This window comes from Bradyrhizobium sp. ISRA464, from assembly GCF_029910095.1.
In the GTDB taxonomy this organism is placed as follows: domain Bacteria; phylum Pseudomonadota; class Alphaproteobacteria; order Rhizobiales; family Xanthobacteraceae; genus Bradyrhizobium.
On sequence record NZ_CP094526.1, the window covers coordinates 2,386,142 to 2,399,471 of the forward strand.

The window sequence follows — 13,330 nt, forward strand, 5'->3', positions numbered from 1 at the left end:
CTGCGCCCGGGGGCATCACCATGAATCTCTCAAAATTTTTCATCGACCGGCCGATCTTTGCCGGCGTGCTGTCGATCCTGATCTTCCTGGCCGGCCTGATTTCACTCTTGGCGATGCCGATCTCGGAATATCCCGACGTGGTGCCGCCGTCGGTCGTGGTGCGCGCGACCTATCCCGGCGCCAATCCGAAGGTGATCGCCGAGACGGTCGCGACCCCGATCGAGGAGCAGATCAACGGCGTTGAGGGCATGCTCTACATGAGCAGCCAGGCGACCACCGACGGCGCGATGACGCTGACGGTAACGTTCCGTCTCGGCACCGATCCCGACAAGGCGACGCAGCTGGTGCAGAACCGCGTGCAGCAGGCCGAACCGCGCCTGCCGGCAGTGGTGCGCCAGCTCGGCATCATCACCAAGAAGAGCTCGCCCGACCTCACCATGGTCGTGCATCTGCTGTCGCCGAACAACCGCTACGACATGACTTATCTGCGCAATTACGCGGTGCTCAACGTCAAGGACCGGCTGGCGCGGATCGATGGTGTCGGCGATGTGCAGATCTATGGTGCTGGCGACTATTCGATGCGGGTCTGGGTCGATCCGCAGAAGGCCGCCGAGCACAGCCTGACCGCGAGCGACATCGTGCGCGCGATCCAGGCGCAGAACGTCGAGGCCGCCGCCGGCGTGGTCGGCTCGTCGCCCAGCGTCAAGGGCATCGACCTGCAGCTTTCCGTTAACGCCGAAGGGCGGTTGTCGACCGAGGAGCAGTTCGGCGACATCGTGGTGAAGACCGGTTCGCGGGGCGAGGTGGTGCGGCTGCGGGACGTGGCGCGGATCGAGCTCGGCGCCTCCGAATATGGCCTGCGCTCGCTGCTCGACAACAAGCAGGCGGTCGCGCTGCCGATCTTCCAGGCTCCCGGCTCCAACGCGCTGCAGATCTCGGACAACGTCCGCGCCACGATGGCCGAGATCAAGAAGAACATGCCGGAAGGCGTGTCCTACCAGATCGTCTACGACCCGACGCAGTTCGTGCGCTCCTCGATCGAGGCAGTGGTCCATACCCTGCTGGAAGCCATCGTGCTGGTGGTGCTGGTCGTGATCCTGTTCCTGCAGACCTGGCGCGCATCCATCATTCCGCTGCTCGCCGTGCCGGTGTCGATCGTTGGCACCTTCGCGGTGATGCATGTGTTCGGATTCTCGATCAACGCGCTCAGCCTTTTCGGCCTGGTGCTGGCGATCGGCATCGTGGTCGACGACGCCATCGTCGTGGTCGAGAATGTCGAGCGCAACATCGAGGCCGGCCTGTCGCCGCGCGACGCCACCAATCAGGCGATGCGGGAGGTGTCGGGGCCGATCATCGCGATAGCGCTGGTGCTGATCGCAGTGTTCGTGCCGCTTGCCTTCATCTCCGGCCTCACCGGGCAGTTCTACAAGCAGTTCGCGCTCACGATCGCGATCTCGACCGTGATCTCGGCGATCAACTCGCTCACTCTGTCGCCCGCGCTGTCGGCGCTGCTGTTGAAAGGCCATCACGAGCCGAAGGATCGGCTGACGCTGATCATGGAGAAGGGGCTCGGCTGGTTCTTCCGCGGCTTCAACCGCGTCTTCACCCGCTCCTCGGAGAATTATGGCCGCACCGTCTCCAAGGTGATCTTCGGCAAGGCCGCGGTGATGGGCCTCTACGTGCTCCTGATCGGTGTCACCGTCGTGCTGTTCAAGCAGGTGCCGAGCGGCTTCGTCCCGGGCCAGGACAAGCAATATCTGGTCGGCTTTGCGCGACTGCCCGACGGCGCCACGCTCGACCGCACCGAGGAAGTGATCCGCAAGATGAGCGACATCGCGCTGACGCAGCCGGGCGTCGAGAGCTCGGTGGCGTTCCCCGGATTGTCGATCTCCGGCTTCACCAACTCCTCCAACGCCGGCATCGTGTTCTCGACGCTGAAGCCCTTTGACGAACGCAGGGATCCCTCGCTGAGCGGTCCTGCGATCGCAGCCGAGCTGAACAAGAAATATGCCGGCATCCAGGAGGCCTTCATCGCCATGTTCCCGCCGCCGCCGGTCAACGGTCTCGGCACCATCGGCGGCTTCAAGCTGCAGATCGAGGACCGCGCCGGCCTTGGCTATGAGGCGCTGAACGATGCGACCAAGGCCTTCATGGCGGCGATGCAGAAGGCGCCGGAAATCGCCGGCGTGTTCTCCAGCTTCCAGGTCAACGTGCCGCAGCTGTTTGCCGACATCGATCGCACCAAGGCGCTGCAACTCGGCGTGCCCGTGACGGATGTGTTCAACACGCTGCAAATCTATCTGGGGTCGTACTACGTGAACGACTTCAACAAGTTCGGGCGCACCTATTCTGTCTATGTCCAGGCCGACGCTCCGTTCCGCGCGCGGGCCGACGATATCAGGCGGTTGAAGGTGCGCTCGTCCTCAGGCGACATGGTGCCGCTGTCGGCCCTGTTGAAGGTCCGCCAGAGCGCAGGTCCGGAACGGGCGATCCGCTACAACGGCTTCCTGTCATCCGACATCAACGCCGCCGCGGCGCCCGGCTATTCCTCCGGCCAGGCGCAGGAGGCGGCGACGCGGATCGCCGCCGAGGTACTGCCGCCCGGTTTTGCCTTCGAATGGACCGACCTGACCTATCAGGAGTTCATCGCCGGCAACTCGGGACTCTGGGTATTCCCGCTGGCGATCCTCTTGGTGTTCCTGGTGCTGGCCGCACTCTATGAGAGCCTGACGCTGCCGCTCTCGATCATCATGATCGTGCCGATGGGCCTGTTGGCGGCGATGTTCGGCGTCTGGCTCTCGAAGGGTGACAACAACGTCTTCACGCAGATCGGTCTGATCGTGCTGGTGGGGCTGTCGGCCAAGAACGCGATCCTGATCGTCGAGTTCGCGCGCGAGCTCGAATTCGCCGGGCGTTCGCCGATCCGCGCCGCGATCGAGGCAAGCCGGCTGCGCCTGCGGCCGATCCTGATGACGTCGATGGCGTTCATCATGGGCGTGTTGCCGCTGGTGCTCTCGACCGGCGCGGGCTCGGAGATGCGGCGCGCGATGGGCGTCGCCGTGTTCTCCGGCATGATCGGCGTCACGATCTTCGGCCTGTTCCTGACGCCGGTATTCTATGTGCTGCTGCGCAGGCTCACCGGGATGAAGCCGTTGACGCAGCACGGCGAGGCGACGATCCCGAACAAGGCGCACGCGGCATGATGCCGCGCGCATTCATGAACTTTTTGAAAGGTCAGGCTGCGATGTCCAGCAGCAGTTGCGAGGAACCGCGGACGAGCACCTTGCGGCCCGCAGGCGTCAACACAAACGAATCACCCCGCACCGCAACATAGCCGAGCGTGATGAGGCTTTCGACCGCAAACCGGCTCAGTTTTGAAGGGTTTGCCGCGGGAGCCCGCAGCGCTTTCAACGCGTCCCACTGATCAGGTCTGAGTTCGAGTTCTTCGCTCATGGATCTTTGCACTCCAGCAATTCACGGAGTGCGAGATACAGAGCGCAGATGAATTTCGTGCGACCACAACGAGTCAGGATTTCGATTTATGTGGACCCGCCGTCACATCATCGTGTCATTGGATTATTTCAACTTTTTCGAATCGTGATGCGCAGCGACGCGTGATGTCGTCACACAGGTTAACCGCTAGCAGGCTGTTGAAGAAGTCTTTGAACGATGTGCGATGAATGGGATGTTTGGCGCCGTTGAGGAGGCAGATCTCGCCTTCGAGTGAGCCGTCATCCTTTAGTTCGGCCCAGCCGTCACCCTCGGCTGGCTCCATTTCGTCGTTTCCCTGCCAGCCGAACTCGACTGCATCGCCGTGGCAGGCTCCATGAATGGAGCCTGTGAGGCAATCGAAGGCGAACTCACCGCCGTCCTTATCGAACAGGATGTAGGCGCCGGCCACGGCCATGTCGTAGCCCGGCGTCTCGACGACGCGCCATCTGCCCGGATGCTCATGCCGATGACGCCAGAAGCTTGGGCAGCCGGATCAGATTGTAGGCCGCAAGCGCCAGGACGAAGACGGCATCCACGCGGTCGCGGCCTCGCAGCTTGACCTTGGCCAAGCCAGCGGAACTCTTGATCCAGCCGAAGACTTCTTCGATGCGTTTGCGGCAGCGCTGGCTGATGTCATAGCCGCTGTGACGCGTGGTACGCGCGTCGATCGCCGTCTTGCGCCGCTTGCCGGTCTTACTCAGATGCCCGTCGATCGCGATATGCGGGGTAACTAATCTATCTCTGAGGTCGTGCACGAACTGCGTGACGTCATAGGCCTTGTCCGCCCCCAGAGTGATCCGTTTCGTGCACCCGCGCGCATCGATCATGGCAAGCGCGATCTCCCGTTCGGCGGTGCCCGTCGCTTGGCTGACCCCGCCCAAAACCGCTAAACCATTGCGGTTCTCCATCAGCGCATGGCCTATGTAGCTCAGCTTGGCTGGCTGGCCGTCACCCTTCTTGTAGAGCCGTGCCTCGGGATCGGTCGTGCTCGCATGGGTCTCGTTCGATCGCTTCTCCTTGTGGAAGCTGCGCTCGGCATTGCGTCCCGGACCGTCCTGATCTTTGTCGCTGCCATCCTTCCTCCGGAAGCTCTTGGTCGAAGCCCAGGCTTCAATCAGCGTGCCATCCACCGAGAAGTGATCGCTCGATAGCAGACGCTTGACCTTCGGCTGCGCCAAAAGCGCGTTCAGGAACTTGGCCGCAATCTCGCCCTCAAGCAGCCGGTCGCGGTTCTTCGAGAAGGTTGAATGGTCCCAAACCGCATCATCCACCCCAAGCCCGACGAACCAGCGGAACAGAAGATCGAACTCCATCCGTTCCATCAAATGCCGTTCCGAGCGAACCCCATAGAACGCTTGCAGGAGCATCGCCCGAAGCAGCTTCTCCGGTGCGACCGAGGGGCGACCGAAGTCCGTATAGAGCTTGCCGAACTCCCCAGAAAGATCGCTCAGCGCTGCATTCGCCAAGTCCCGGATCACCCGTAACGGGTGGTCCACGCGAACCCGAGCCTCCAGGTCCACATAACTGAACAGCGAGCCCGACCGTTCGTCACTCCCCCGCATCGCGCCCCCAAGATAAAAATCCGATCCCAGAGAATCACGATCCGAAACGCTCCGCCACCAACTTCTTCAACAGCCTGCTAGGGTTAACCGCGCCGCACGCTCGCGCCCCCGTCGACCGGCAACGTGACACCGGTAATGAAGTTGGCTTCGTCGGAGGCGAGAAACAGCGTGGCGTTGGCGACGTCCCAGCCGGTACCCATCTTGTGGCGCAGCGGCACCCTGCTGTCGCGTTCGGCCTCGACTTCGGCGCGGCTCTTCTTGAATTCGCGGGCGCGAGTGTCGACCGCCATCGGCGTATTCATCAATCCGGGCAGGATCACATTGGCGCGAATGCCGTATTGCGCGTTCTGGTAGGCGAGTTGCTCGGTGAAGGCGATCATCGCCGATTTCGTTGCCTTGTAGGCGACATAGGGATAGGTCGTGATCGCGGCCATCGACGAGATGTTGATGATCGCGCCGCGCTGCTGTTGCCGCATGATCGGGATCACGTGCTTGGCGGCGAGAACGCAACTCTTCAGGTTGATCGCCACGCAGCGATCGAACGCCTCTTCGGTGATGTCGAGCAGCTCGGCGTCGCCGCCGGACAGGCTGACGCCGACATTGTTGTGCAGGATGTCGACGCTGCCCCAGCGCGTATGCGCGTCCGTCACCATGGCCTTGATGTCGGCATTTCGCGTGACGTCGGCCTTGAAGGCGACGGCGGTGCCGCCCTTGGCCGCGATCAGGTCGACAGTCTCCTGCGCCGAGGCCAGATTGTGATCGACGCACAGCACCTTCGCGCCCTCGCGGGCGAAGGTCAGTGCGGTGGCGCGGCCGTTGCCGATGCCTTCGCCGGGACTTTGTCCGGCCCCGACGACGATGGCGACACGATCTTGCAGGCGCATGTCATTTCACTCCCTGTAACGGGTACTGCTGCAGTACCTCTTTGTAGGTAGGTTCGTTGTCGATCTTCATGGTGGCGAGCACGCGCACCACGGCGCAGTAGAACGCAATCGTCAGCACGAGGTCGGTCATGTGCTCGTCGGACAGCTGCGTCTTGATCTCGGCAAAGGTCGTATCCGACATCGCGAGCTCGCGGACCATCTCGCGGGCGCCTCTGAGGATCGCCCTGGCGAGCGGCTCGAGCTTCGACGGTTTGCCATCGGTCTCCGCGATCAGGCCCTCGATATCAGCGTCGGTGACGCCGAACTCCTTGCCGATCTTCACATGATGGGTGAACTCATATTCCGACTTCTCGAGCCAACCGACCTGCAGGATTGCAAGTTCGCGTAAGCGCGGATCGAGCTTGCTCTTGAAGCGGATGTAGCCGCCGATCCCGTTGAAGGCGCGCGCCATGTCCGGCGAGTTGACCAGGAGCTTGTGCAGGTTGGTGTTGCGCTTGAGCATGTCCCGATATTCGGGCGCAACCTGATCGGCTTCGAGATAGGGCAGGCGGGCCATTGTTGTTGTCCTTGGTTTGGCGGCTTGCGGCATGCGCGGCGGTCGTTTCAGCCGTAGAGTGCTTTGTACTCGCGTTGATAGTTGGCGTAGGAATCCTTCATGCTGGCGCCGTTGAGCAGCATGGTCGCAACCGGAGTGTTGTCGGCGTCGAACACGGTTGTCCGCACCCACATGCTCTCGGTGCGCTTGCTGCCGGAGAGCGCGACGACTTCGCGCTCGGCCCAATAGGTTTCGCCCGGGAACAGCGGCCCGCGCAGCAGCCGGATCTCCTGGTCCGCGAACAGGCCGACGGCGGGACCGCGGACCGGCAGCCGGTCCTCGCGCGCGCGGTACTGAAACAGCACGCTCAGCATCTCCATCGGGATGATGGCCCGGCCCCAGGGATTGTGCTCCAGCGAGTAGTAATCCGACGGTTCGGTGATCACCTTCAGCTTGTCGGTCAGCGAGAATGGGTAGAGATCGCCCATGTTCTGGTCGAAATCCATCTTGATTGCCTGCCGGGGCGTCTTCATGCCGACCTTGATGTCGGCGAGGATGACGGGATCGGTCAGCGGCTTCAACTCGCCGAGCCGGTGGCTAAGGGCCGTCTCCGTGCCGTCGCCGTCAATGGAGGCGGTGCCGCGCAAGATCTCGGTGCCGTCGCGCTTGATCATCCCGATTGCGCAAACGGTCTGGCCCGGTTTCGGCTTCTCGATCTGGGCCTGGACCTCTTCGCCTTCGAAGGCGGGATTGCGGTAATGCGCGGATAGGCATCCGGTCATGAACCAGGCTCGGCCCCAGATCCGCTCGCACAGTGGCGCGAACTGGCTGAAGTGGGTTGGTCCTTCGATCGTGCCGCCGCGGAAGCCGAGCTTCTGCGCGGTTGCATCGTCGTGGATCGAGGCGTGAGAGTCGTAGACCTGGGCCTGAAGCATCTGCTTCGGGCTGCGCCAGGGACCCACCAGCAGATTGCCGTTCTCCACGATTTCGGTCGTGAACGCGGTTTCGACTGTAATCATCCTTGGTCTCCCTTTGCGCGCCACCGTTTCAAAGAAGGCGCGGTTCGGCAAGGCCTCGCATATGCAGCAGGGAGAGGAGATATGTCTTGCCGCAAGGGGACAAGGCTGTTCATGCATAACAAAATCACTGCATGCTGATGCATGATCCTGTCCGAAGCGAAACGAGACCGGGTCGGACCGGCGCGGCAGAGACGGGATGGGGAGCCTGACGAATGGGGTTGATGGAAGTTGGACTGGACGACAAGTACCGGTTGGACGCGAAACGAATTTTCCTTTCCGGTACCCAGGCGCTGGTCCGATTGCCCATGTTGCAGCGCGAACGCGATCGTGCGCACGGGCTGAACACCGCGGGTTTCATCTCCGGCTACCGCGGCTCGCCGCTCGGCATGTACGACCACGCGCTGTGGCGCGCGAAGTCTTTCCTGAAAGAACATGACATCGCATTCGTGCCGGGTCTCAACGAGGACCTGGCGGCCACCGCGGTATGGGGCAGCCAGCAAGTCGGCATGTTTCCGGGCGCCAAGGTCGATGGCGTGTTCGGCATTTGGTACGGCAAGGGCCCCGGCGTCGACCGCTCGCTCGACGCGCTCAAGCACGCCAATTCCGCCGGCACCTCGCCCAATGGCGGCGTGATCGCGCTTGCCGGCGACGACCATGGCTGCCAGTCCTCCACCCTGGCCCATCAGAGCGAGCAGGTGTTCGCCTCGGCACTGATGCCGGTGGTCAATCCGGCGACGCTGCAGGACTATCTTGACCTCGGTATCCTCGGCTTTGCGTTGTCGCGCTATTCCGGCTGCTGGGTCGGCTTCAAGGCGATCTCGGAGACGGTGGAAAGCTCGGCCTCGATCGTCAGCGATCCCGATCGCATCAAGATCATCATGCCCGACGATTTCGAGATGCCGCCGGGCGGACTGTCGATCCGCTGGCCGGATCCGCCGCTCGAGGCGGAGCGGCGGCTGCATGGGCCGAAGATGGAGGCGGTGGCTGCGTTTACCCGCGTCAACCGCTTCGACCGCATCGTGCTGGATTCGAAGCCGGCGCGGCTCGGCATCATGGCGACCGGCAAGGCCTATCTCGATCTGCGCCAGGCGCTGGCCGATCTCGGCCTCACGGATGCGGACGCGCAGGCGCTCGGCCTGCGCATCTACAAGGTGGCGCTGACCTGGCCGCTGGAGGAACGCGGGGCGCGCGCCTTCGCCGAGGGGCTGCAGGACGTGCTCGTGGTCGAGGAGAAGCGTGGCTTCATCGAGGATCAGCTCGTCCGCATCCTCTACAACATGGATGCCTCGAAGCGGCCTTCGGTGGTCGGCAAGCGCGACGAGAGCGGCGCGATGCTCCTGCCGAGCGAAGGCGAGCTGACGCCGACCATGGTGGCGGCCGCCGTGGTCGCGCGCCTGCGCAAGCTCGGGCATCGCAGCCCGATGCTGGAGCAGCGGCTGGCGAAGCTCGAGGCGTTCGATCGGCCGGCCGAAGGCACCGGCGCCGTCAAGCTGGCGCGCACCCCGTATTTCTGCTCGGGCTGCCCGCACAACACCTCCACCAAGATCCCCGAGGGCAGCCGCGCGATGGCCGGCATCGGCTGTCACGGCATGGCGCTGTCGGTGCCGAACCGCCGCACCGCGACCATCTCGCATATGGGCGCGGAGGGCGTGAGCTGGATCGGGCAGGCCCCGTTCACCAGCGAAGAGCATGTGTTCCAGAATCTCGGCGACGGCACCTACACCCATTCCGGTCTGCTGGCGCTGCGTGCGGCCGCCGCGGCCGGCGTCAACATCACTTACAAGATCCTCTACAACGACGCGGTCGCAATGACTGGCGGCCAGCCCGCTGAAGGCGGCTTCACCGTGTCGCAGATCGCACACCAGGTCGCGGCCGAGGGCACCAAGCGGCTTGCGATCGTCTCCGACGATCCCGACAAGTACCCGGCCAACTATTTCCCGGCCGGTGCCACCGTGCATCATCGCCGCGAGCTCGATGCCGTGCAGCGGAGCTTGCGCGAGATCAAGGGCCTGACGGTTCTGATCTACGACCAGACCTGCGCCGCCGAGAAGCGCCGCCGCCGCAAGCGCGGGCTCTATCCCGATCCGGCGAAGCGCATCTTCATCAACGAACGGGTCTGTGAAGGGTGCGGCGACTGTTCGCAGGCCTCGAACTGCGTCTCGGTGCAGCCGCTGGAAACCGAGTTCGGCCGCAAGCGCCGCATCGACCAGTCGAACTGCAACAAGGATTTCTCCTGCATCGAGGGATTCTGCCCGAGCTTCGTCACCGTGCTCGATCCCAAGCTGCGCAAGGCGGACCGCACCGCGGCCGATCCGAAGGCGCTGTTCGCCGACCTGCCGACGCCGCCTGCGACCGCGCTCGCCGGACCCTACAACATCCTGATCACCGGCATCGGCGGCACCGGCGTCATCACTATCGGCGCGCTGCTCGGCATGGCCGCGCATGTCCAGGGGCTGGCCTGCTCGACGCTCGACTTCACCGGCCTGTCGCAGAAGAACGGCGCGGTCATGAGCCATGTCCGGCTCGCGCCGGCCGCTGACATGCTGACCACGGTGCGCATCGCGCCCGGCAATGCCAATCTGATCCTCGGCTGCGACCTTGTCGTTGCGACCAGCGCCCCGGCGTTGAGCCGGGCCGAGCGCGGCGTCACCCGCGCCGTCGTCAACGCCGACCTGCTGCCGACCGCGAGCTTCGTGATCAATCCGGACATCGATTTCGAGGCCGGCGCGATGCGCGATGCACTGAGCGGCGCGGTGACACCTGCTGATCTCGACATCCTCGATGCCACGGGCCTGGCCACCGCGCTGATGGGCGACAGCATCGCGACCAACGCCTTCATGCTCGGCTTCGCGTTCCAGCGCGGCGCGATCCCGCTGTCGCTGGAGGCGATCCTGAAGGCGATCGAGCTCAACGGTGCAGCGATCGAGATGAACAAGACGGCGTTCTCATGGGGCCGGCTCGCCGCGCACGACCTGCAGCGCGTGGTCAGCGCCGCGCGGTTCAAGAGCGCGGGTGCTGCGCCCGCCAAGCGGACGCTGGACGAGGCGATCGCGTACCGCGCCAAGTTCCTCACCGATTATCAGGACGAGGCTTACGCCAGGCGCTATCTCGACGATGTCGCGCGCGTGCGTGCGGCCGAGGTTGCGGCCGCGCCGGGCTCGCAGGAGCTGACCGAGGCCTTCGCCAAGGGCCTGTTCAAGCTGATGGCCTACAAGGACGAGTATGAGGTCGCGCGGCTCTATTCCGACGGCGAGTTCGCCAGGGCCTTGCGGGAACAGTTCGACGGCAATCCGAAACTGAAGGTGCTGCTGGCGCCGCCGCTGCTCGCGCAGCGCGATCCCGTTACCGGCCGTCTGCAGAAGCGCGAGTTCGGCCCGTGGGTGTTCCAGGCCTTCAGCATCCTGGCGCGGCTGAAGGGCCTGCGCGGCACCGCGTTCGACATCTTCGGCTACACAGCCGAGCGCAGGATGGAGCGCGCCTTGCCGGGCGAGTATTCCGCGATGATCCTGCGTCACCTCGACGGCAAGCAGCCGCTCGACCTGCCGCGGCTGGTGGCGCTGGCCAAGGCAGCCGATCTGGTGCGCGGCTACGGCCACATCAAGGAAGCCAACGTCGCCCGCTACCGCGGCGAATGCGCGCGGCTGGAAAGCGCAATCGGCCAGCCGGTGGCGCAGGCGGCCGAATAGGACCGATGAGGCCGGCCGCGGTGGGAACTTTCCGCGGCCGGCATTGTTGAGCGGTAACCCTGCCCGCAGCATCGGCTGGATTTGGGCGGCGGGGCTCCTACATGATCACGGTAGTATTTGAGTGATTTCAGGAGGCCGTTTGATGGTCCTGAAAAGCGCTTTTGTTGCCACCGTTTGTACCGCGTCCCTGGTGTTGGGTGGCGTGGCGTTGGCTGATGAGTACCGCCCGGACGAGTTCTTCAGCCTCGATCTCTCCAAGGCCGTGCTGTCGCCGAAGCGGCTCGGCCCGCCCGCCCAGTTCGAGCCGGTCCCCGTCGAAGCCAATTCCGACCGCAGCGCGAACGGGCCGACGCCGCAGGCCAATGCCGAACCGAAGGTTGAGGACACGAAGGTTGCGCCGCAGAAGGCGGTACGCACCGCCAGGGTGACGGCGACGCGGGTCGAGAAGAAGGCGCCGGTCGAGAAGAAGCGGGAAGCCAGGCGCGTTCCTGCACGGGCCAAGCTGGCGCGTCGCCACAGTAACCCGCTCGACGCCCAGGCCCGCGACACGCGGATCCAGACCTGGCCGTGCCGCTCCGGCGGCATCTGCAACTGGAAGCGATGAGATACTCCTCGCATCTCTGCTCTCTTATTCCCGCGTCAATACCAAACCCGTTATCCTGAGGAAGCGCATTAGCGCCGTCTCGAAGGATCGACGGCCAGGCTGCAAGATCAGGGCCGTGCATCTTTCGAGACGCGCGCGAGAACGCGCTCCTCAGATGACGGGTTCGCTGTTCCCGCGCGGTGATCCGGGCCCGCACCGATCTCGCCGCGGCCCGGCGAGATTATGGCGCAACACATCTAGGCGCGTCGCGACATCTTGATGGCCGACGTCTTGCGGAAGCGGCGGGTTTGCAGGCAGACTACGCGTCGGCAGTCCTGCCAATTTCATTCCCACCAAACGATTTGCTGGCGTGACGTCGTCGATGGCATCGGCGTTCCACGCGTCAGGAGCACTCCATGGACAATCTGCAGACACAGGGCATCAGCCTGCCCCGGCTCGGGCTCGGCACCTTCCGCATGCAGGGCGACGCGTGCCGCGCGGCGGTCGAGAGTGCGCTCGGGCTCGGCTATCGGCACATCGACACCGCCGAAATGTACGCCAATGAAGAGCCGATCGGAGCTGCAATCGCGACCTCGAAGGTCGCGCGCCAGGACCTGCACGTGACCACGAAGGTCTGGCACGAGAACCTGGCGCCCGATGCGATCCGCAAAGCCTTCGATGCCAGCCTGAAGAAACTGCGCCTCGATCACGTCGATCTCTATTTGGTGCATTGGCCGTCGCGCTCCATGAACCTGCCGGCGATCTTCGAGACGTTGATGCAGCTGAAGGAGGAAGGCCGCACTCGCGCGATCGGCGTTGCGAACTTCACGACGGCGCTGCTCAAGACGGTGGTCGAGGACGTCAGGGCGCCGATCGCCTGCAATCAGATCGAATATCACGCGATGCTGGACCAGACGCCGGTGCGGAGATATCTCGCCGCAAAATCCATCCCGCTGGTCGCTTACTGTCCGCTGGCGCAGGGCCGTATCGCCAAGGACGAAACGCTCGGCAGGATCGGCCGCAAGCACGATGCGACCGCGGCGCAAGTGGCGCTGAGATGGTTGCTCGACCAGGACGGTGTCGCGGCGATTCCGAAAGCCTCGCGCGCCGAAAGCCAGAGGGCCAATCTCGACGCACTGAAGGTCAGGCTTGACGATGACGATCGCAAGGCAATTGCCTCATTGCCCAAGGACATGCGTTGCGTCAATCCGGGCTTCGCGCCGGCCTGGGATTGATGAGCGGGCATTACTCTCTCGCAGCGACTTTGTCGCGCCTCCACAAAGAAAATGGCTCCGCGAGGAGCCATTTTCCCTTTGTGTCGGCCTTATTTGATCAATAGCGATGTCGCTTGATCACCACGACGCGATCATGATGGTGCCAGCCGCGATGCCAGCCGTGATCGCGCATTTCGGCGCGGGCGTGCCAACCATGGTCCCAATAATGGCCGCCACGTTTCACCACAACGGTTTCGGCGCTCGCGATCGACGGCACCGCCAATGCGAGTGCGCCGATTGCAGCAGCAACATATCCAAACTCCTTCATCTCATCCTCCTCAATTGAGCGAGAATG

The 13,330-nt window shown here is 63.8% G+C and carries 11 protein-coding genes; 4 read left to right on the forward strand and 7 right to left on the reverse strand.

From position 1 onward, the window contains the following. The first annotated feature begins 20 nt into the window (after window positions 1-20). A complete protein-coding gene (locus MTX19_RS11180; protein WP_280983634.1) occupies window positions 21-3,203 on the forward strand; it encodes a multidrug efflux RND transporter permease subunit in 3,183 nt (1,060 codons plus the stop codon). A gap of 31 nt (window positions 3,204-3,234) precedes the next feature. Here MTX19_RS11180 and MTX19_RS11185 read toward each other — a convergent pair whose 3' ends face one another. The 6 genes from MTX19_RS11185 to MTX19_RS11210 all read right to left on the reverse strand — a co-directional run bounded on the left by MTX19_RS11185 (window position 3,235) and on the right by MTX19_RS11210 (window position 7,492). Beyond that, entirely contained in the window at window positions 3,235-3,453 is a 219-nt protein-coding gene (locus MTX19_RS11185; RefSeq protein ID WP_280983635.1) for a hypothetical protein, read from the reverse strand. Between the two features lie 115 nt (window positions 3,454-3,568). Next, on the reverse strand, window positions 3,569-3,907 hold the full coding sequence (locus tag MTX19_RS11190; RefSeq protein ID WP_280983636.1) for a hypothetical protein: 339 nt from the start codon (window positions 3,905-3,907) through the stop codon (window positions 3,569-3,571). 43 nt (window positions 3,908-3,950) lie between these two features. Beyond that, entirely contained in the window at window positions 3,951-5,054 is a 1,104-nt protein-coding gene (locus MTX19_RS11195; protein ID WP_280983637.1) for an IS5 family transposase, read from the reverse strand. Window positions 5,055-5,137: 83 nt separating this feature from the next. Then, complete coding sequence (locus MTX19_RS11200) at window positions 5,138-5,938, reverse strand: SDR family NAD(P)-dependent oxidoreductase (RefSeq protein ID WP_280983638.1); 801 nt, start codon at window positions 5,936-5,938, stop codon at window positions 5,138-5,140. Between the two features lies 1 nt (window position 5,939). Then, complete coding sequence (locus MTX19_RS11205; protein WP_280983639.1) at window positions 5,940-6,494, reverse strand: carboxymuconolactone decarboxylase family protein; 555 nt, start codon at window positions 6,492-6,494, stop codon at window positions 5,940-5,942. Window positions 6,495-6,541: 47 nt separating this feature from the next. Beyond that, window positions 6,542-7,492: a hypothetical protein gene (locus MTX19_RS11210; protein WP_280983640.1), complete on the reverse strand. Its 951-nt coding sequence runs from the start codon at window positions 7,490-7,492 to the stop codon at window positions 6,542-6,544. A 212-nt stretch (window positions 7,493-7,704) separates the two neighbouring features. Here MTX19_RS11210 and MTX19_RS11215 point away from each other — a divergent pair, with 212 nt between their 5' ends. From MTX19_RS11215 to MTX19_RS11225, 3 genes are all read left to right on the forward strand, one after another. Further along, window positions 7,705-11,178, forward strand: coding sequence for an indolepyruvate ferredoxin oxidoreductase family protein (locus tag MTX19_RS11215; protein ID WP_348638276.1), 3,474 nt, complete (start codon window positions 7,705-7,707; stop codon window positions 11,176-11,178). 142 nt (window positions 11,179-11,320) lie between these two features. Further along, complete coding sequence (locus tag MTX19_RS11220; RefSeq protein ID WP_280983642.1) at window positions 11,321-11,782, forward strand: hypothetical protein; 462 nt, start codon at window positions 11,321-11,323, stop codon at window positions 11,780-11,782. A gap of 395 nt (window positions 11,783-12,177) precedes the next feature. Further along, a complete protein-coding gene (locus tag MTX19_RS11225) occupies window positions 12,178-12,996 on the forward strand; it encodes an aldo/keto reductase (RefSeq protein ID WP_280983643.1) in 819 nt (272 codons plus the stop codon). Window positions 12,997-13,093: 97 nt separating this feature from the next. Here MTX19_RS11225 and MTX19_RS11230 read toward each other — a convergent pair whose 3' ends face one another. Beyond that, window positions 13,094-13,303: a hypothetical protein gene (locus tag MTX19_RS11230; protein ID WP_280983644.1), complete on the reverse strand. Its 210-nt coding sequence runs from the start codon at window positions 13,301-13,303 to the stop codon at window positions 13,094-13,096. Window positions 13,304-13,330 lie beyond the last annotated feature (27 nt).

What these genes read in the sequence shown, in the direction of transcription:
- MTX19_RS11195 (WP_280983637.1), bottom strand. Translation starts at nt 5,054, where the DNA reads ATGCGGGGGAGTGACGAACGGTCGGGCTCGCTGTTCAGTTATGTGGAC.
- MTX19_RS11230 (WP_280983644.1), bottom strand. Translation starts at nt 13,303, where the DNA reads ATGAAGGAGTTTGGATATGTTGCTGCTGCAATCGGCGCACTCGCATTG.
- MTX19_RS11205 (WP_280983639.1), bottom strand. Translation starts at nt 6,494, where the DNA reads ATGGCCCGCCTGCCCTATCTCGAAGCCGATCAGGTTGCGCCCGAATAT.
- MTX19_RS11200 (WP_280983638.1), bottom strand. Translation starts at nt 5,938, where the DNA reads ATGCGCCTGCAAGATCGTGTCGCCATCGTCGTCGGGGCCGGACAAAGT.
- MTX19_RS11180 (WP_280983634.1), top strand. Translation starts at nt 21, where the DNA reads ATGAATCTCTCAAAATTTTTCATCGACCGGCCGATCTTTGCCGGCGTG.
- MTX19_RS11225 (WP_280983643.1), top strand. Translation starts at nt 12,178, where the DNA reads ATGGACAATCTGCAGACACAGGGCATCAGCCTGCCCCGGCTCGGGCTC.
- MTX19_RS11190 (WP_280983636.1), bottom strand. Translation starts at nt 3,907, where the DNA reads ATGGCCGTGGCCGGCGCCTACATCCTGTTCGATAAGGACGGCGGTGAG.
- MTX19_RS11215 (WP_348638276.1), top strand. Translation starts at nt 7,705, where the DNA reads ATGGGGTTGATGGAAGTTGGACTGGACGACAAGTACCGGTTGGACGCG.
- MTX19_RS11185 (WP_280983635.1), bottom strand. Translation starts at nt 3,453, where the DNA reads ATGAGCGAAGAACTCGAACTCAGACCTGATCAGTGGGACGCGTTGAAA.
- MTX19_RS11220 (WP_280983642.1), top strand. Translation starts at nt 11,321, where the DNA reads ATGGTCCTGAAAAGCGCTTTTGTTGCCACCGTTTGTACCGCGTCCCTG.
- MTX19_RS11210 (WP_280983640.1), bottom strand. Translation starts at nt 7,492, where the DNA reads ATGATTACAGTCGAAACCGCGTTCACGACCGAAATCGTGGAGAACGGC.